Annotated in this window: 21 protein-coding genes, 1 tRNA gene and 1 riboswitch; of the genes, 6 read left to right on the top strand and 16 right to left on the bottom strand. The window is 43.3% G+C overall.

What is annotated here, in order from left to right; translation table 11 throughout:
* Positions 1-59 precede the first annotated feature (59 nt).
* Complete coding sequence (locus M9194_RS15675; RefSeq protein WP_250613629.1) at positions 60-392, top strand: hypothetical protein; 333 nt, start codon at positions 60-62, stop codon at positions 390-392.
* Positions 393-472: 80 nt separating this feature from the next.
* Here the strand turns inward: M9194_RS15675 and M9194_RS15670 are convergent, their stop codons facing one another.
* Positions 473-1,285, bottom strand: a complete 813-nt coding sequence (locus tag M9194_RS15670; protein ID WP_250613691.1) for a nickel/cobalt efflux protein RcnA — start codon at positions 1,283-1,285, stop codon at positions 473-475.
* Positions 1,286-1,399: 114 nt separating this feature from the next.
* On the opposite strand from M9194_RS15670, the gene rcnR reads away from it, so the two are divergent.
* Positions 1,400-1,672 (top strand): Ni(II)/Co(II)-binding transcriptional repressor RcnR, encoded by a 273-nt coding sequence (gene rcnR, locus M9194_RS15665; RefSeq protein ID WP_250613628.1) that lies wholly within the window; start codon positions 1,400-1,402, stop codon positions 1,670-1,672.
* Between the two features lie 124 nt (positions 1,673-1,796).
* Here the strand turns inward: rcnR and M9194_RS15660 are convergent, their stop codons facing one another.
* The 3 genes from M9194_RS15660 to ftnA all read right to left on the bottom strand — a co-directional run bounded on the left by M9194_RS15660 (position 1,797) and on the right by ftnA (position 4,006).
* Positions 1,797-2,984 (bottom strand): BaiN/RdsA family NAD(P)/FAD-dependent oxidoreductase, encoded by a 1,188-nt coding sequence (locus M9194_RS15660; protein ID WP_250613627.1) that lies wholly within the window; start codon positions 2,982-2,984, stop codon positions 1,797-1,799.
* A gap of 99 nt (positions 2,985-3,083) precedes the next feature.
* A complete protein-coding gene (gene uspB, locus M9194_RS15655; RefSeq protein WP_250613626.1) occupies positions 3,084-3,407 on the bottom strand; it encodes a universal stress protein UspB in 324 nt (107 codons plus the stop codon).
* A 71-nt stretch (positions 3,408-3,478) separates the two neighbouring features.
* On the bottom strand, positions 3,479-4,006 hold the full coding sequence (ftnA, locus tag M9194_RS15650; protein WP_250613625.1) for a non-heme ferritin: 528 nt from the start codon (positions 4,004-4,006) through the stop codon (positions 3,479-3,481).
* Positions 4,007-4,166: 160 nt separating this feature from the next.
* Between ftnA and M9194_RS15645 the strand changes: the two genes are divergently transcribed.
* Positions 4,167-4,595 (top strand): universal stress protein, encoded by a 429-nt coding sequence (locus M9194_RS15645; protein ID WP_250613624.1) that lies wholly within the window; start codon positions 4,167-4,169, stop codon positions 4,593-4,595.
* 84 nt (positions 4,596-4,679) lie between these two features.
* Here M9194_RS15645 and M9194_RS15640 read toward each other — a convergent pair whose 3' ends face one another.
* Both M9194_RS15640 and M9194_RS15635 read right to left on the bottom strand, forming a co-directional pair.
* Positions 4,680-5,183 carry a hypothetical protein gene (locus tag M9194_RS15640; protein WP_250613623.1) on the bottom strand — a complete coding sequence of 168 codons (504 nt, stop codon included), beginning with the start codon at positions 5,181-5,183 and terminating at the stop codon, positions 4,680-4,682.
* A gap of 101 nt (positions 5,184-5,284) precedes the next feature.
* On the bottom strand, positions 5,285-6,064 hold the full coding sequence (locus M9194_RS15635) for a class I SAM-dependent methyltransferase (protein ID WP_250613622.1): 780 nt from the start codon (positions 6,062-6,064) through the stop codon (positions 5,285-5,287).
* Positions 6,065-6,338: 274 nt separating this feature from the next.
* On the opposite strand from M9194_RS15635, the gene asnC reads away from it, so the two are divergent.
* Positions 6,339-6,803 carry a transcriptional regulator AsnC gene (gene asnC, locus M9194_RS15630; RefSeq protein WP_250613621.1) on the top strand — a complete coding sequence of 155 codons (465 nt, stop codon included), beginning with the start codon at positions 6,339-6,341 and terminating at the stop codon, positions 6,801-6,803.
* A 112-nt stretch (positions 6,804-6,915) separates the two neighbouring features.
* Here the strand turns inward: asnC and tsrA are convergent, their stop codons facing one another.
* A complete protein-coding gene (gene tsrA / locus M9194_RS15625) occupies positions 6,916-7,197 on the bottom strand; it encodes an H-NS-like global regulator TsrA (protein ID WP_250613620.1) in 282 nt (93 codons plus the stop codon).
* 199 nt (positions 7,198-7,396) lie between these two features.
* The gene (locus tag M9194_RS15620; protein ID WP_250613619.1) at positions 7,397-8,584 is read right to left on the bottom strand and encodes a multidrug effflux MFS transporter; all 1,188 of its coding nucleotides are present in this window, start codon (positions 8,582-8,584) and stop codon (positions 7,397-7,399) included.
* A gap of 109 nt (positions 8,585-8,693) precedes the next feature.
* Between M9194_RS15620 and M9194_RS15615 the strand changes: the two genes are divergently transcribed.
* Both M9194_RS15615 and M9194_RS15610 read left to right on the top strand, forming a co-directional pair.
* The gene (locus M9194_RS15615; RefSeq protein ID WP_250613618.1) at positions 8,694-9,665 is read left to right on the top strand and encodes a LysR substrate-binding domain-containing protein; all 972 of its coding nucleotides are present in this window, start codon (positions 8,694-8,696) and stop codon (positions 9,663-9,665) included.
* Between the two features lie 76 nt (positions 9,666-9,741).
* Positions 9,742-11,532 (top strand): aminopeptidase P family protein, encoded by a 1,791-nt coding sequence (locus tag M9194_RS15610; protein ID WP_250613617.1) that lies wholly within the window; start codon positions 9,742-9,744, stop codon positions 11,530-11,532.
* A gap of 88 nt (positions 11,533-11,620) precedes the next feature.
* Here M9194_RS15610 and thiH read toward each other — a convergent pair whose 3' ends face one another.
* From thiH to M9194_RS15570, 8 genes are all read right to left on the bottom strand, one after another.
* A complete protein-coding gene (gene thiH / locus M9194_RS15605; RefSeq protein ID WP_250613616.1) occupies positions 11,621-12,733 on the bottom strand; it encodes a 2-iminoacetate synthase ThiH in 1,113 nt (370 codons plus the stop codon).
* An 8-nt stretch (positions 12,734-12,741) separates the two neighbouring features.
* Positions 12,742-13,506 (bottom strand): thiazole synthase, encoded by a 765-nt coding sequence (locus M9194_RS15600; protein ID WP_250613615.1) that lies wholly within the window; start codon positions 13,504-13,506, stop codon positions 12,742-12,744.
* Between the two features lie 8 nt (positions 13,507-13,514).
* Positions 13,515-13,724 (bottom strand): sulfur carrier protein ThiS, encoded by a 210-nt coding sequence (gene thiS, locus M9194_RS15595; protein WP_250613614.1) that lies wholly within the window; start codon positions 13,722-13,724, stop codon positions 13,515-13,517.
* A gap of 2 nt (positions 13,725-13,726) precedes the next feature.
* A complete protein-coding gene (locus M9194_RS15590; RefSeq protein ID WP_250613613.1) occupies positions 13,727-14,500 on the bottom strand; it encodes a HesA/MoeB/ThiF family protein in 774 nt (257 codons plus the stop codon).
* Positions 14,494-15,777: a thiamine phosphate synthase gene (locus M9194_RS15585; protein ID WP_250613612.1), complete on the bottom strand. Its 1,284-nt coding sequence runs from the start codon at positions 15,775-15,777 to the stop codon at positions 14,494-14,496. Before M9194_RS15585 ends, M9194_RS15590 begins: the two co-directional genes overlap by 7 nt.
* A 3-nt stretch (positions 15,778-15,780) precedes the next feature.
* Complete coding sequence (gene thiC / locus M9194_RS15580; RefSeq protein WP_250613611.1) at positions 15,781-17,730, bottom strand: phosphomethylpyrimidine synthase ThiC; 1,950 nt, start codon at positions 17,728-17,730, stop codon at positions 15,781-15,783.
* Positions 17,731-17,845: 115 nt separating this feature from the next.
* Positions 17,846-17,943, bottom strand: a riboswitch (TPP riboswitch).
* Positions 17,944-18,000: 57 nt separating this feature from the next.
* Entirely contained in the window at positions 18,001-18,384 is a 384-nt protein-coding gene (gene crcB, locus M9194_RS15575) for a fluoride efflux transporter CrcB (RefSeq protein ID WP_250613610.1), read from the bottom strand.
* 218 nt (positions 18,385-18,602) lie between these two features.
* A tRNA-Asp gene (locus tag M9194_RS15570) sits at positions 18,603-18,679 on the bottom strand.
* Between the last annotated feature and the right edge of the window lie 144 nt (positions 18,680-18,823).

Genomic DNA, 18,823 nt, shown 5'->3' with positions numbered 1-18,823 from the left:
AAGATAAGCAACCCGTCTTGAGCCCAACAATTTAATAGTATCTTTTAGAGGAATCCGTTATGAAAAACGCACTACTTACACTTATTTCACTTAGCGCATTATTTTCAGCTGGGGCTTTTGCGTCAAATGCCGATCAAATGCAAATCCATGTATTGCCTATGGGGGCTTACACCAGGATTTCGGTAAGCGACAATGGCCAAATCCTTAAAAATGCACCAGTCACTTTAAAAAATAATGGCTTAGTTGAACAATACCGCACCAATAACGATGGCGCTGTCTATATTTCGAACCTCTCCCATGGCAATAAACACTATACAATTCAATCAACCGCGCCTGATGGACAAGTGGCTACCACCACCGCTTTATTCCCTAAAAGTGCCAGCAACAGTTAATAACATCATGACATAGACAAAGCGCCCTTTATTGAACGGGCGCTTGGTGTAAACTGTCAGTCTTGAGATGCTAAAGCAAGTTATTGGCTAATCAGCCAATAGCCATGCACAGCCATATATACCCCAACAAACCCTATCAATACTGAGGAAAGATACGGCGCTTTTTTAGCAATGGTATTTAAGCCGCTCCAACGTTTTGTTGCTTGCTGGACACTGACTGCAGCCGCAACCCCAACAGTCACTAGGGTTAGCGCCAAACCAATGCTGAAAGAAATGACCATGGTCGCTCCTAAAGCGAGCGCTTTTAACTGCAAGCAAATGAGCAGTACCGTGACTGCTGCCGGGCAAGGGATCAGGCCTCCTGTCAGCCCAAACAAAACAATTTGCCCATTGGTGACTTCTCGGTTTGTAAAACGTTTCTCAATGTCTTTTGCATGCGCTCGCGCATGTGCATCTTCAAATTCGTCATCATCATGATGTGAATGTGATTCAGCGTGATCATGATGATGATCATGGTGACCATCGCAATGATGGACATGCCCCGCCTTCCATTGACGCTCTTCGTTCCAAGTTCGCATAAACATCCAAGTGGCCGTACCTAAAATGATGACCGCAGATATCAACTGCATCCAAGGCTCAACGGATGATGCGGTAAATTTCTGACTAAGATACATTCCGCCAAATGCGATAAACCACACAATGGCAGTATGGGATATCGTCGCCGCTACCCCCAACATGATCGCCTGTCTTACAGTGCCCTTAATCGCAATAATAAATGCCGCCATCATCGTTTTTGAATGGCCTGGCTCAAGGCCATGTAAAGCGCCAAGCAAAATAGCACTTGGAATAAAGAACCAAGCATTGCCTTGGTGAAGTAATGTCGTGAAGTCCATAGATAGAAAATTGATCAAAGTAAAAGTGCTTCAGACTATACTCCCCTCCAGTATAAAACGATGCTAAATTCTCCTTTATTCTAGGGCGGCTTTTCACATCACAAGGGGGCGGAAATGTCACACACGGTAAGAGACAAGAAAAAACTCACCACTCGCGTGAGCAAAATTCAGGGCCAAGTTAACGGATTAAAGAAAATGCTGGATGAAGAACAGCAATGCGCCGATGTATTACAACAAATTGCCGCAATTAGAGGCGCAGTGAACGGCTTAATGCGAGAAATGATCAAAGGCCATATCACTGAACATATTGTCCTCGAAGACAACATTGAAAAACGCGAGGCCGATTTGGAAGTCGTATTGAGTGTATTGAATTCGTATATTAAATGACGAATATGTTTCGAGTGTTTATCTGAGCCTAATTTCTCGCTTTTGCGACAAAAAACGATGAACGTATTTTAGATTGGCCAGAGATGGAATGATAACGGACAAGCTTAATTGTTCCTAAATACCTTTACGCCCATTGCCCAGCCACATAGCCACTTGACCATGCCCATTGAAAGTTAAAGCCGCCGAGCCAACCCGTCACGTCCATCACTTCGCCAATAAAATACAATCCGGCTACCGTTTTACATTCCATTGTTTTAGAAGAAATATGGTCAGTATGCACTCCACCGAGTGTCACTTCTGCCGTCCGATAGCCTTCCGTCCCGTTGGGGGCAATGTGCCAGTTTTCCAGTATACGCTGTATGTCATCGAGCTCTTTGGGGTTAAATTGCTTTAATGGTTTGTCGATAAACACTTTTCTTTCAATAAGCACGTCAATAAACCGTTTAGGCAAAATCTTGGCTAAAGTTGTCTTCATGGTTTGATTTGGATGCTTATCCTTTGATTTGGACAACAAGGTGTTGATATCTGCATCTGGAACTAAATTGATAGAAACCTTCTGACCAGGCTTCCAATAAGACGAAATTTGCAATACAGACGGCCCTGATAACCCTCTATGAGTAAATAACAATGCTTCTTTAAAGACTGTTCCATCTTCAGCGGTGATTTCAACCGGAATAGCAATACCAGACAGCTCTGAGAATGCCTGCTTGTCTTCTGTGTGCAAGGTAAAAGGAACCAAGCCTGCGGTGGTGGGCACAACCGTTAATCCAAATTGCTCTGCCACACGATAGCCAAACGGAGTCGCGCCAAGCTTTGGCATCGACAAGCCACCAGTAGCCACGACCAAGGATTCGCATTGATAAATATCCGTACCGATCTTGACTTCAAACCCCTGCTGTTGCTTTTCTATGCTATGCACATCAGCTTGGTATCTTTGCTGGATGTTTGGCATATCACACTCTTTGAGCAGCATGGCAACAATATCCTTGGCCGAGTCCAAGCAAAAAAGCTGTCCGTGATCGCGCTCTTCAAATTCGATCTGGTATTTGCTAACCAGTGAGATGAAATCCCAATTGGTGTACTGCGATAGCGCCGATTTTACAAAGTGAGGGTTTGCGCATAAGTAGTGACTTGCAGACACATCGTAATTGGTAAAGTTACAGCGACCACCCCCTGAGATGAGAATTTTTCGCCCTGGCTTTTTAGCGTGATCGATCACCAATACCTGACGCCCGCGCTTGCCAGCTTGCGCTGCACACATGAGCCCAGCGGCCCCTGCACCAATCACAATGACATCAAATTTATTACTCATGACTTTCTCACATCGCTATAACAAAAAAGGATGTGCGAACGCACATCCTTGCAAAGGCCGTCAGTTTAACCACATTTACTAGGGTTGACAAATCCTAGACTAAAGAATTACCGCGACCATTAATGTCGCAACCAGTAAAGCGGCCGATAAAATAAATAGCTCTCGAACACGATCGCATTTATCGGTAAATAACGCGTCGTGGTGATGGTGGTACTCTTTGGTTTTGAGATAGTGATAGAGACGGACTTGTTTTGTCACATTTCCATGCGTGGTGAAAAATCCACCACCGTCAACCTGCTGATATAAAAGTGGGTGAGCTTCTCGCATTATGTATATGAGTGAACGTAATGCGGTGAGATATCTTGCTACATTGATGACCGTAACAAGTGTAAGCGCAAATAAAATAGTGTCTCCACTGATCATCTTTTCCTCCCTACATCTTCACTTACATGCCCAGAAGAAAAAGATAATCAATGCAACCGCTATCTTTTCAGCTATTCAGCTTGGGCATCCATAATAGAAGATGAACCTTCTTTTGCCATTGTCGCTAGATCTTTATCGATAAAGAACAACGCTTTACCATCTTCCCCTACAAGTTCTAGCTTGTCTAAAATCCCTTTAAACAACTTCTCTTCTTCGTGCTGCTCTGCGACATACCACTGCAGGAAGTTGAACGTTGAGTAATCTTGCGAAGTAAACGCTACATGAGCTAGTGTGTTGATTTTGCTGGTAATCATTTGCTCATGCTCATAAGTCAATCGGAACACATCACCTAGACTGTCAAACTCATGTTGCGGAGCTACAATAGCACCTAAAATTGGCATGGCGCCTGTCTCGCTTACGTAAGTGAATAGACGCTGCATGTGCTGCATTTCTTCAACTGCGTGTTCACGAAGAAACTCAGCCGCACCTTCGAAGCCTTTGTCTTCACACCAAGCACTCATTTGTAAGTATAGATTGGATGAAAAAAATTCTAGATTAATTTGCTCATTTAATTGTTCAACCATCGCACTTGATAGCATAAAAAGTCTCCTATTATTTTTTCGTCTTGGCGGTTAGCCAGGCTAGGTTTCGGCAAAGATATCATCTTGCATGCTGAATGTGTAACTGAGATCACAACGACATATTTAGCCAACATGTAGTGATAGGCTTTAAGTAGGTGATTAAAAAGAGGAAATAACCATGAGTTATAAGCATATTTTAGTTGCAGTCGATCTATCCGAAGAAAGCGACTACCTCGTAGAAAAAGCAGTGGCCCTAGCAACCCCATTAGACGCAGAGCTGTCTTTTATCCATATCGACGTCAATTACGCTGAAGTTTACACCGGTTTAATCGATATCAACCTAGCCGAAACCCAGCATCAAACCATGGAGTCGTCGCAAAAATTTCTACAAAAAATTGCCGATAGAGCAGACTACCCGATAAAACACACTTTGGTAGGTAGTGGTGATTTAAGTAATGAGCTGTGTGACAAGATCAATGAATACCAAGTTGATCTGCTAGTATGCGGCCATCACCAAGATTTTTGGAGTAAGTTTTTATCCTCAACCAAACAGCTGATTAACTACTCCCCTGTAGATATGTTAGTTGTACCATTAAAAGACGCCTAATGGCATTCTGGTGAGCTTTGGGGGCACTATACTAACAAAGCCCCCAATGGTGTTTTCCATTATGTGGCTAACAAACCAAAGTGGCTAATGAACCAAAGGCCTCTCGATAGTGTCTTTGGTCTGTACAAGACCTGTGGTCAACTGGCTATCTACACGCTGTATCTTGCGCCTAATCTTCTCGTGCTTTTTACGTAACTTGTCTTGTTTCTTGCCCAGTTTTTTCAGCTTTTTTAACTGCTTGCTTTGCTTGGCGAGCTTTTTCTTAAGCTTCTTGCTCTTCTTCTTGGTTATCTCGTTAGATTCAGTGCCATCTGATGTTGGTAAACACTCACTTACAACTAAAGTTTTATCCGATACGGTAGAGCTGTTAAGCGTCTGTCGTATACTTTGCGTTGATTGATGTGCAGGAGGTGAAGCCGGGGCTATGTTCTCAGTGGAAATAAGATTTGGCTTACACAGTGAGCCTTTATAAGAAGAGGTGCGAATACAAGCGCGACAAATATACTTAGGCGCAGAGACCAACTGATGTATTTGCCCAAGGCTACTGGAAATTTCCTGACGATTCATCTTACAAAAACGTTTTACCATGCCACCACTCCAGACAAGAATAAAAATGATTCGTAATTATCTATACCTGTGCAAAGCCGTAGACGCAACTGTTTACACACGCTTATTTATAAAGCTGTGTACTAAGTCATTGAAGCTAAAACGTAAACATCAAATCTGTTTTTTTTCATCTTTATCGACATCGATGGTTTTTTGTCCGCAAGCCAAGGCGCATAGTTGGGCCGTTTAACAACCACTCGTTTTTGTGCCACAGTAAGTGCAGGTTGCAACAATGCATCAGCGTCATTGTCAGCACCGACCACACTTTGAAAAACGCGCATTTCTTTCTTTACTAAGGCTGAGTTTTTTTTGTTTTCGGCATGGGGATACATAGGATCGAGATACACAACATCTGGCTTCAGTGGAGATCCCTCCACAGAGCTAGATTCAAGCGCAAGCTGACCCGCAGAAAACGAGAGTGACATTCTTTCCGTTACCCACGCCCCTATTTCGCGATCTTGTTTTGCCCTCTCGAGACCATCAGAAAGCAGCATCGCGACCATAGGATTTCGCTCAATCATATGTACATGAGAACCTAAGGACGCGAAGATAAAAGAGTCTCGACCTAGTCCTGCTGTCGCGTCTAGAATACTTGGTAAGCCCCCTTTACTGATGCCAACTGCCTTGGCAATATCTTGGCCTTTACCACCACCGAATTTACGCCTGTGAGCAACAGAACCGGAAGCAAAGTCGACATAGACCGCACCAAGCTTGGGTTCATCAAGCTTACGTAATTCAATGCGCTCACCAGTATCCACGAGAGCAAACGGGTGATTGTCTTGATGCTCTAACCCGAATTGCTTAGCTAACGTTGTTAAATGATCAGGCCTTTCAGTCGCCTCTGATATCAGCTTAATACGCAATCATTTGCCCTTTTAAAAAGTGATAGGTTTTACCAACCACAACAAAGCCTTTATAACCTATATAAAGTATCCGACTGGTCGCTTTGTTAGGCAGGCAATGGTTAATAAAGAAATTTATTAATTAAAACTTAAAATTCCAATATACGCCTTTCATTCTAATCTATTGACCTATACATTGATATTTCTATTGTTCCGACAATGAGTAGCTTGAGCCTATCTACTTTATAAAGCTACTATTAGGCCAGTTTTACTTTCATCATTAATAGAGAATGTTATGTCGACAGCTGCTTCCAAAATTGACCAACTAGACAAGGCCATATTAAAAACACTAATGGAAGACGCCCGCACTCCATATGCAGAAATGGCGAAACAATTTCAAGTCAGCCCCGCAACCATTCACGTACGCATCGAGAAGATGAAAGCGGCACAAATAATTCAAGGAACTGAGGTCATTGTTGATACCAAAAAGCTTGGTTACGATGTGTGTTGTTTCATCGGCATAAACTTAAATGCAGCTAGAGATTATCCGTCCGCACTGGAGAAACTGAACGCATTAGAAGAAGTCGTTGAAGCATATTACACGACAGGCGCTTATAATATTTTCGTAAAACTAATGTGTCGCTCTATCGAAGAGTTGCAAGAAGTGTTAATAAACAAGCTGCAATCAATTGATGAAGTCCAATCAACCGAAACGTTAATATCGCTGCAAAACCCAATAAACCGCAATGTAAACCCTTAAGCTAATACCATTAAACTTAATGGCAAATTAAGGCTCACTAAAAAAGAATAAAATAAACTAGGCTCTTATTTTTCAAATAAAAGCCCGGTAGCTATTGGAACGCAGAATTAATTTAACGGTTGAGGAATTTCTCTAGCTCTTCTGCAGAAATACCCTGTTCTGCCAATTGCTTAGCTAGCTCTCCTACTTGCTCATCCTTGCGAGATTCAATCACTTGTTGAAATTGAAATACAATATCACGCAGTAAATGAAGGGGAACCTGTTTAGCTGCACTTTGAATTCGCTCGCCACTTTGATTGCCCAGTTCATTTAATAACTTACCAAACATTATTTTTTCTGGAGAATCTTCTAATTGCTCCAGAACGCGTGCCATTTCATAGGTGGTCATCGTCATTAGTATATAACTTCCAGTGGATATATCGGAAATAGAATAGTTGAATAAATCAAATTTAAATATACACCTGTTTCTCGAATATTTAAACATGATTATTGAGTTATGGCATTTCCCTGCAGTAAATGCAGGGAGATAGCAATATGATATGGCATTCAAAACGATTTTACATCAGGTAAGCACCTGACCAGCCGAATTATTTTCACTTAGCCTGATTAAACTGCCAGCGACGATATGCCTTAGTCATTAAAATCAAAAACGCGGGCACAATCAATACCATCTGCAACGCTACCAATATCTGTGGCATCAAAGTCAAACTTTGTACCCAACTCACTAGCACACCCGAACCACTCATTTGAAACAAACCGAGTAGCGCTGCCGCTGTGCCTGCTTTGTCACCGAAAGGGGCGAGCGCTTCACCAGCCCCCGAGCCGAGAATCAAAGCGCAGCCTACCGATGATATAAACACAGGCACCATAAACGCAGCGGGGGTGTGAATGCTTGACAGTGAGTACATCGCTATACCAGCGATGACGAGCAGCGCTGAACCGATGACCAGACACTTGTGTGCACCTATTTTATCCATCACTTTTGGCGCATACATACAAACAAAGATGTTAATCACCGCATTGAAACTAAACCAAAGCGTAAATTCCTTCATCGTCAAGCCTAGCTGCTCGATAAGCACAACTGGCGCTGAGGTCACGTAAGCCAGTATCGCTGCCATTGCCAGAAGACACATGCTGGCATGAAACAAAAATGAAGGATTTTTCAACACCGACCAATATCTATCGAGTTTAAATACGGATTGGGTTTGTTGCACCGTATTGGTCTCTCGCATAAACACAGTCAGCAAAACCAATACCACAACAGCAAAACTGGCCATCAAACCAAAATTACTTCTCCAGCCAAACTGCATGGTTAGCCAACTACCTAAAATTGGTGCCAAAGCCGGGATAAAACAAATTGCCCCGTTTAAATAGCTGATCATTTTTCCACTGCGCGTAGGACCAAAAAGATCTCTTACCGCAGCAAACGCAGCAACAGAAGTGGCACAGGCGCCAAATCCTTGCATCAATCGCGCTATGAGCAGCCAGTCCATTGATTGAGCTAGATAAGAAAACCATGCACTGAGGCCGTACACCACCACACCAAAAATTGCGATGGTTTTACGACCAAACTTATCAGCCAGGGGGCCAGCAAACAATTGCCCCAATCCCATTGAAAATAGAAACCAAGTAATCGTATCCTGAGCGATGGTGCTAGATACGCCCAATTCGTTAGCGATGGTCGGCAACGCTGGCAAGTATATATCAATCGCCAGAGGACTGAATAATACAAGTAATATTAGAGTCATCACTTGTGCTTTACTTATTGATTTGGCCTTCATCGCAACATAATTTCCAATCGAACTAACATTAACCGGGCATTCTATCGATTTAGGGCTATGAATGAAAATGATATATACTCATGGTTAATATTCCTATTTGGAAAATCACATGAGCATTCAGAAATTATCAAGAATGGATCTGAATTTGCTGGTTTGCTTCAGCGTCTTGCTCGACGAACAAAACGTCACGAGAGCAGCACAGCGACTAAATCTTAGCCAGTCAGCAGTGAGTAAATCGCTAATGAAGCTCAGAAATCAGTTTGATGACCCTTTGTTTGTTCGCACTTCACACGGCTTAAAGCCTACCCCAAAAGCCTTACACATTAAGCCCAAAATCGATCATATCGTTAACCAATTAGAGATTTTGATCGAACCAGAAAAATTCATTCCAACATCGAGCGACCATTGTTTTCATATCGCCACCGTTGAAAGCGTCTTCCCACTGATATTTTCTCATTTCTTGCCACAAGTATTTCACCAGGCTCCAAATTTAACCATTGCCACCCATTCTTGGGCAGACAACACCTTTAAGAACCTCCAGTCAGGTGATTTAGATCTCGGTATCACCGGCAAAGACATTGATATTAATGACGCCAAACTTACCATGCTCCCACCCAATGACATTGCTGAATTAGAGATTTATCAAGACTCAACACTCTGTGTGGTTCGCAAAGACCACCCCATATTAGCTAACCAACAATGGGATTTAGCGACGTATTTATCCCTTCGGCATGTTCAAGTCAGATGCGATGGCAACGACCGATGGCTACTAGACTATCGACTCGCCGATCTTGGTCATCAACGCGATATCGCCATCATAGTGCCTGACTTTAATAGCGCGGCCAATCTGTGTACCTACACAGACCTTGTCTTTACTGCACCACGACATTTCATCGAGTTAGTGTCTAAACAATTGAATTTGGAGATCCTACCTTTGCCTTTGCCATTTCCACCTATGGCTTACACCCTGTTCTGGCATCGAGACAGAGCAAATGAACCGGCATTGACATGGCTACGCAACATCATTGAAGAAAAAACTTTACACTTTAGAACAATTGCGTTGCAAGCGGAAAAAGAGTAGCGTTAGTGTCGACTTTAACCCTACTCAACAATAACTCAATAGGAAAGATTAAGTCCTAACTATAAGGAATACTTAAATGCTTGAAACCGTTATTTCTAAAGTGAACGCGTTACGCTCTTGGCTCGAGCAAAACAACTATGACGCTATTATTATTCCTCATGAAGATGAGTACCTAGGGGAATACATTCCCAAGCACAATGAACGGTTACATTGGTTAACTGGCTTTACCGGCTCAGCTGGCGCAGCTGTGATCAGCCGCGACTCAGCTGCCATGTTCGTGGACGGACGGTATACGGTACAAGTAAAGAGTCAAGTTCCTAGCGACCTATTCGAATATTGCCACCTTATCGACTTTCCTCCTGTTGAGTGGATCAAAGCCAAGCTTTCGGCAAATTCCCGCATCGCTTTCGACCCTAAAATGCATTCAAATTCGTGGTATGAGAGCACTTCAAATGAGTTAGCCGCTAAGTTTCAGCTGGTCGAAGTAACAGAGAATCCTATCGATGCTCTTTGGTCTGATCGACCCGCTGCCATTGAGTCCAGCGCCTACTTGATGAGTACCCAAGCTGCAGGAACCAGCAGTGTTGAAAAACGCCTGGAAGTGGCAAAAACCATCAGTGACAATGATGCCAAGTGCGCGGTGATCAGTTCACTAGATTCTATCTGCTGGCTACTAAACGTACGTGGTACCGATGTATCTAGGCTACCTGTCTTGCTATCTCAAGCCATTATTTTTGATAACGGCCAAGTTGAGTTTTTTATTGATCAATCACGTTTACCTGAAAACTTTTCCGACCATGTCGGCGAAGGCGTTAACGTATTTGCTCCTACTGAATTCGAATCACGACTACAAGCTTTAGAGAATCAAAAGGTCATGATCGACCCAAGTACAAGTAACGCCTGGCTGAAACTCACTTTAGACAAAGTGAGCGCATCTATAGTCCCTGCACTAGACCCATGTGCACTACCTAAAGCCATTAAAAACCCTGCCGAGCTATCAGGCATGAAATCAAGCCACATCAAAGATGGCGTAGCAATGGTGAAATTCCTTTCCTGGTTAGACAAGCAAGTTGAACAATCGGTCAGTCATACCGAGGCAACCCTTGCCGATCGACTACAACAGTTTAGAGAAGAAGAGCCCAGCCTTGTCGATCTAAGCTTTGATACCATTTCAGCAACTGGTGGTAATGCTGCGATGTGCCACTACAATCACAAAAACCAAGAGCATCCGGCTGCGTTACAATACGACTCTTTATATTTGGTCGACTCAGGCGGCCAGTATCATGACGGTACCACCGACATCACTCGCACGATAGCGATAGGCAAGCCAAGTGCTGAAATGACTAAGCAATTTACCTTAGTGCTTAAAGGGCATATCTCAGTTGCTCAAGCTCGATTCCCTAAAGGTACTTGTGGCTACCAAATTGACACCTTGGCACGCCACCACCTATGGGCGGAAGGCTATGACTATGATCATGGTACTGGTCACGGCGTTGGTCACTTCTTAAGTGTGCATGAAGGCCCGCAAAGTATATCGAAAAAACAGATTAATGTGCCTTTAGAAGCGGGTATGATTTTATCCAACGAACCTGGTTACTATAAAGCGGATGCTTATGGTATTCGAATTGAGAACTTGGAGACGGTTGTTGAACAAGAATCAAGTGGTGACTTCCCGGTCCTTACATTTGAGTCGTTAACACGATGCCCTATTGATACACGCTGTATTGATGTAACACTGTTAACCCAAGTTGAGCTGGCATGGTTGAATGACTATCACCAAAAAGTGTGGTCAGATTTGAATACGCTGGTTGATGGGGAAACAAAGGACTGGTTGAGAAATGCTACTCAACCAGTAACCCATTCCTAACCCCAGCCTCAGTATCTAATAGATTGTGCTAATTCTAAGCGACTCATTTTTTGAGTCGCTTTTTTATGTTTCACGTGAAACATCCCCCTCACCCGGAGTAGGCGGAATGCCAATCATGCCAAACTGGCGCAAAGCCTTTTTGCCTTATCATTGATTCAATTGTCATTGCACTTCTCTCATCCGATATTTCAAACTGCTCGAGTTCCTTTTGCTCATTCGAGTAACCACCGGGTTGAGTTTTAGACGCCGCAGACATGTGTGTCACCCCAAGTGGAAGAACATTGTCGCGAAAGTGTTCCGATTCGCGCGTCGATAGTGACAACTCGACTTCGTGGCTAAACAACCGATAAGCGCAAATTAATTGAACTAGCTGTCTATCAGACATAATTGACTTAGGCTGCAGCCCCCCCTCGCATGGCCGTAGCCTTGGAAACGAGATAGAGTAACGTGATTTCCAATAACGCCGCTGCAAATAATCTAAGTGGCTGGCGGTAAAAAAGCAGTCCGTGCGCCAGTCCTCAAGGCCAATCAGCGCACCGATACCAATTTTATCAATTCCAGCCTTAGCTAATCTATCGGGAGTTTCGAGTCGATAAATAAAATCACGCTTTTTACCACGTAAATGATGTTGAGCATAAGTGGAAGGATGATAAGTTTCTTGATACACCATTACAGCATCCAACCCAAGCGACTTGAGTTGCACATAATCCACTTCATCTAGTGGCTGCACTTCCATCGCAAGGTAGCTAAACTGTTCTTTTATGGTGGGTATGGTTTTCTTGAAATACTCCATCCCGACTTTAGTTTCGTGCTCACCCGTTACAAGAAGTACACTGTCGAAGTTCATTTTCTTAATCGCATTGACCTCTAAGCGCACCTCATCTGTATTTAGCGTCTTTCTTTTTATTTTGTTCTCCATTGTGAAGCCGCAGTAAGTGCACGCATTGGAGCATAAATTGGAAAGATACAGAGGAATATACATAGAAATAGTATTGCCAAACCTTTGCCTGGTAAGCTGCACAGATTTGGCTGCCATTTGCTCTAAGTATGGTTCAGCGGAAGGAGAAATGAGTGCTTTAAAATCCTCTAAATCGATGCGATCTTTAGCTATCGCCGATTCTACATCCCTACTAGTTTTAGAATAAATTGAGAGGTAAATATCATCCCAATTTAGCTGTTGAAATATTTGATGGAAACTCATTAGCACCCTCACTCATCAAGAAATGAAGTCAGTGGGCTTGATGCTATTGCATGATTCACTTGCGAGGCTAAGCCTGACTCATACGCCATGCGGCCGCTTTCCGTTGCTAACTTGAACGCTGTAGCCATTAACGTTGGGTTCTTTGATGCGGCAATAGCAGTGTTAACTAGAACTGCATCCGCCCCCAACTCTAACGCACGCGCAGCATGAGAAGGAGCTCCAATCCCTGCATCAACAACAACAGGAACATTCGCTTGCTCAATGATTATTTTAAGAAAGTCCTCAGTTATGAGTCCTTTGTTAGATCCAATAGGCGCGCCTAGTGGCATAACCGCAGCACACCCGACTTCTTCTAAACGTTTACATAGAACCGGATCTGCATGGCAATACGGAAGGACGATAAAGTCATCTTTTACTAGTTGCTCTGCAGCTAGCAAAGTTTCCACTGGATCTGGTAGCAGATATCTTGGGTCAGGGTGGATTTCTAGTTTAACCCAATTGGTACCTAAAGCTTCACGTGCTAGATGAGCAGCAAACACCGCATCTTTAGCGGTTGTCGCACCAGATGTATTGGGTAGAAGCTTTATTTTATTAGCGATTAGCGGAGCGAGAATGTCATCAGACTTATTTTCTAGATCGACACGCTTTAAGGCCATCGTCGCCATTTGCGAACCAGATTCAACAATGGAGTCTATCATGGATTGCCTATCTGCAAACTTACCTGTACCTGTAAATAATCTAGATTGGAATTCAAAATCAGCAATTTTAAACATAGTAAAGGTTACCCTCCAGCAATGGCTTGAAATAGTGAAATGGTGTCACCATTCGACATAAGCGTCGAACTCCACTCACTTCGCGGTACAATGGCATTATTAACCGTAAAGACACAACCCTGCTCGGGTAATGCAAATTGGCGTATTAAATTATTTAGATTCTCACCGTTTGCCACACGTTTTGGTTCACCATTAACAGTGATGGTTATAGTAGTCATAGTTAACTTCCTAAATTCTGCTTACCTGACGCACCACAAACATCGCAACTATGGTCCTGTGGAATAGCAAACTGCTGCCAGCCCAAACTCAACCCATCAAAACTGTGCAACATATGTGTCGGAAATTGAAACTTGCCCATGGCAAGCTTTTGTATCGCCGCTAGGGCTTGAAGATTACCTATCGTTCCTACAACAGGGCCTATGATTCCACTATCGGAGCACTTACTTGCCTGTTGTGATTCGTCAAAAGGGTATAAACAGCGGTAGCATCCGTTTGCCTGTTGGTAATCGAAAACTACAAACTGCCCTTTCCAACCAATCGCGGCGCCGCTAACCAGGGGCTTCCGAGACTCAAAGCAAATGCGATTAACCAAATGCCTTGAACTAAAATTGTCGGTACAATCAATGATGATATCAGCAAGAGATACTTCCAGTTTTAACTGAGTCTCTTTTAGCCTCTTATTCAAAGTTCTTACCGATACGTCTGGATTAAGCATTTCAATCTGATCGGCTAGCATTTTTGTTTTGCTCAATCCAATTGAATCCGTTCGAAAGGCAATTTGTCGTTGCAGATTAGAAATGTCTACAGAGTCATCATCGGAAATAACTAACTTTCCTACGCCTGCGCCAGCAAGAAAAAGAGCGACTGAGCAGCCTAATCCACCACAGCCAATAACGAGAACGTGGCTTTCAGACAAATTTGCTTGGCCACTTTCGCCTATTTCGGGCATAGCCACTTGCCTCTGATAACGGAGGAATTGCTCGTCATTTAACATGTTGCCTCCGTAGCTGAAGCACTCTTAGCTAAAACATGTTTGTTTATCATGGACAAAAACCGATTCACTGTATCTTGTTGGCTATTTGAACCAGCGATTGCGCTAATAACAGCAATTCCATCAACGTTACAACTTAATACCTGATTAGCGTTGTCCAGAGTTATACCACCGATAGCAACCGTCGCTGTTTGATTGAACTTGGTACAATCACTAGGTTTTATCGATTCGACTAACTGCCTAAATAAGCGTAGTTTTGTCAATCCAAGTGGCGCAGAGTCCACCACTTTAGACTTAGCCATATACACTTGACCAAAAGCTATGTAACTAGGCTTAATTGAGTTGGTTTTTAGAATTTCAAAATAGCCATGAGTTGATACACCTAGCGCCAACCCAGCATTGCAAATTTGAATCAGATCCGCGGTTGCTAGATCTTCCTGGCCAAGGTGAACCCCATATGCGTTAAGCTCTATCGCAAGTTGCCAATCATCGTTAATGAATACCTGAGCGTTTAATCGCTTGCCGTGATCAATTGCTTTTTTGTATTCTGCCTTTCGTTGCTTAGTATCCAAGTGCTTAAGTCTAATTTGAACTGTCTTTGCTCCGAGGTTCAACAAGGATTCAACATCAATTGCGTTGTCTACTATTGGGTATAGAGCTAACTTTTCTTTCGATACCGGAGTGAAGTTCAGAGGAATTTTTGTTTGTTCTTTGATAGGTTGTAAACCCAGATCTGGAATGCCAATGATAACTTCGCCAAAGTCATCAAATTGTCTTGGCCATGTTTCACGTGAAACATTAGCAAAGCTATTGGCGAGGACAACAGCATCATCGAAAGAATAGCGCAGGGCTAAACTTGTTATAATCCAAGCGAAATGACGTTGCGGATTGACCACCTTACTACCGCCATCACAGTTGCGCTTTACCGATTTAAATTGGCAATGGCTAAACCAGACATCGAAATAGGCTTGGGCTTCATCGTGAACAGAAATGCAGACAAGAGAATTCGTTTGCTTAACAGCGTTGCAAGCCGATTCCAAACTCATCGGATGCTCAAGTGGATAGTGAATAAAATAATCAGTTGTTGAGTGAGAATTAGAAGATGACAAGAAGCTCGCATCTAGTCGAATTTCTTGCGTATCCTTCACTACGACATGTGAAGCTGGACTTAAGCCCAGTTCCACATCGTTAACGTCGAACCCACTTCGAGCTGCAAATGCTAAACAAAGTTCAATCTCATCCTTCAGCTGCATATATTGCGATGGGACAAGAACAATCACTAGCTAGTCCTCTAGTGCAACTTCTGACTTAGACGATGCCGGATGATAAAGCTCAGAGCCCGATTCCAAAAACTCTTTAGATTTTTGCTTCATCCCTTCTAATGGATCATCAATTAACTTGATTGCAACAGCATCATCGCTTAAGCCTGTGCCGTTTTTCTTAGCATAGTCTCTAACTTCTTGGGATATTTTCATCGAACAGAATTTTGGCCCACACATTGAGCAAAAGTGTGCCACTTTGCCAGACTCTTGTGGCAAGGTTTCATCGTGATAGGACTTAGCAGTTTCAGGGTCGAGAGACAAGTTAAATTGGTCTTCCCAACGAAATTCGAAACGAGCTTTTGATAACGCATTATCGCGGATTTGGGCACCGGGATGGCCTTTTGCCAAATCAGCGGCATGGGCAGCAAGCTTATAGGTAATAATACCCGTCTTTACATCCTGCTTATTCGGCAGCCCTAAGTGCTCTTTCGGTGTAACATAACACAGCATTGCGCAGCCATACCAACCAATTACCGCAGCACCGATTCCGGAAGTAATATGATCATACCCAGGCGCAATATCGGTAGTAAGAGGCCCGAGTGTGTAGAAAGGCGCTTCATGGCAGTGCTCCAACTGCTCATCCATGTTTTCTTTGATCATATGAAGAGGCACATGCCCAGGGCCTTCAATCATAACCTGGACATCGTACTCCCATGCAATTTTGGTAAGTTCACCTAGCGTGCGCAATTCGGAGAACTGAGCTTCATCATTGGCATCAGCAACTGAACCAGGACGAAGGCCATCACCAAGCGATAGAGATATATCGTACTTCGCACAAATCTCACAAATTTCTCTGAAGTTAGTGTAAAGGAAACTTTCTTCATGGTGGGCTAAGCACCACTTGGCAATAATCGAACCACCACGAGAAACGATACCGGTTACACGCTTCGCCGTCATCGGTACATATCTTAATAGTACCCCTGCGTGAATAGTAAAGTAGTCAACGCCCTGCTCTGCTTGTTCAATTAGCGTGTCACGCATCACTTCCCATGTTAGGTTCTCAGCAATGCCATTCACTTTTTCAAGTGCTTGATACATTGGAACCGTACCAATAGGAACAGGACTGTTACGCAGGATTCGCTCACGTGTTTCGTGAATATTACGACCAGTGGACAGATCCATGACCGTGTCTCCGCCCCAACGGGTAGACCAAACTAGCTTTTCAACTTCCTCTTCGATAGAAGAGCTCACTGATGAATTACCAATATTGGCATTCACCTTAACCAAAAAGTTGCGCCCAATGATCATCGGCTCAGATTCAGGGTGGTTAATATTCGCTGGAATAATAGCGCGACCTTCAGCCACTTCTTTTCGAACAAACTCAGGGGTAATTTCTTTAGGTAGGTTGGCACCGAAATTCTGCCCAGGATGCTGGAAGTTTAGCTGCTCATCTTTGTATTTCTGACGCCCCATATTCTCACGTATGGCAATATACTCCATTTCTGGCGTGACGATACCCTTACGAGCATAATGCAGCTGAGTAACACACTGGCCTTGTTTTGCACGGCGTACACGTGGTAACTCACTGCCTCGCATATCATCGAGAGTTTCATCAGCCAATCGCTCTTTGGTATATGCCGAGCTCACACCCTCGAGGATTTCAGTATCAGAACGCTCCTCTATCCAAGCCTCTCTGTGCTTAGGTAAACCTTTATATAAGTCAATGGTATATGTCGGATCAGTATACAAGCCGGAAGTATCGTAAACATGGATAGGCTCGTTGGGCTCGAGTATTGGCTCCTCTTTAGTACCGCCAACCAAGCTATCAGACAAAGAAATTTCTCTCATTGGCACTCTGATATCATCACGAGAGCCTGTTATATAAACCTTTTCAGAATTTGGGTATGGTTCGACAGAGAGGGAATCGATGAACTGCTTCGCTTCCAATCTTGATTGTTTACGACTCGACATAGCATTTTTCCTTTAGATATTTTATAGAATAAAAATGCTTGACGGATGGATGCTACAAGTAGAATGGCCTTATAAAAAAATAAGGATATCTTGAATAGATAACTAGACAGGATCTAGCCAAGTCTCTCTTGTTCCCTTCGCAGGTATTAACCTGATCAGGTTCAACGGATCCCGTTTAACGGTCTCAGCCTTGTGGCACTCCGACAAGTAGAGCCATTATATGAAATTGATGCAGATTAACAACCTGTTCATGTCAATCTATGATATCGGTTATGCGCGTGTGAGGAGCTGAAAACCAACCCACGCGGCTGATATACTTAATACGACATTCAACACCACATTTAACCCCATTTTGAATATCGCTCCTTGTTGTAGCAGCAATACATTATCCATAGAGAAGGTAGAGAAGGTGGTTAGCGCACCTAAAAAGCCAAGACCAATTATCTGCCTCCAAGGGTCTGTAGACAGTATCTCACTCTGAAAAGCGGCGATAAGTAGTCCCATAATAAATGAGCCGACCACGTTGACCGTTAAGGTCCCATAAGGAAAGCCTTTGCCCAATAATGCCGTACACCACTCTGTTACTAAATAGCGCGAACATGCACCAAATGCACCTCCTAATGCAATATACCCTAATATAGCTAATTGATTCATAAGTCCTCCAAAAAACACTTCAGGTATTTTAACCAAAGTCGGCGAGAAAGCGAGCAATCAAAAAGCCAGTTTTTATCAATCGTACGCTTTGCTTACAAAGGGTGATAAGGCCCACTAAAAAGAACATAACGAAAAAGTTACAGGAGTCACTTTTTTCGTAAAAATGATAAGAGAAATACGAAAAAGCCCTAGTCTCTCGACTAGGGCTCCATATTCAATGGCGGAGTGGACGGGACTCGAACCCGCGACCCCCGGCGTGACAGGCCGGTATTCTAACCAACTGAACTACCACTCCGCAGCTAAATTTTGTTCATCAAAGTCTTACATTCTAACTGCTTTGATTAGGAATTTGTTTCTGTAGCGCCGAAGATTTTTCAGTGAGAAGCGCAGTGTGCAATCGCACATGAGCATCGCAACTGGAAAAGATTCAAGTTACAGA

Origin of the sequence: Vibrio sinus, assembly GCF_023634645.1 — a bacterium.
In the GTDB taxonomy this organism is placed as follows: Bacteria; Pseudomonadota; Gammaproteobacteria; order Enterobacterales; family Vibrionaceae; genus Vibrio; species Vibrio sinus.
The sequence above is the reverse complement of the archived record's forward strand: the minus strand, read 5'-3'. Positions and strand labels throughout refer to the sequence as shown.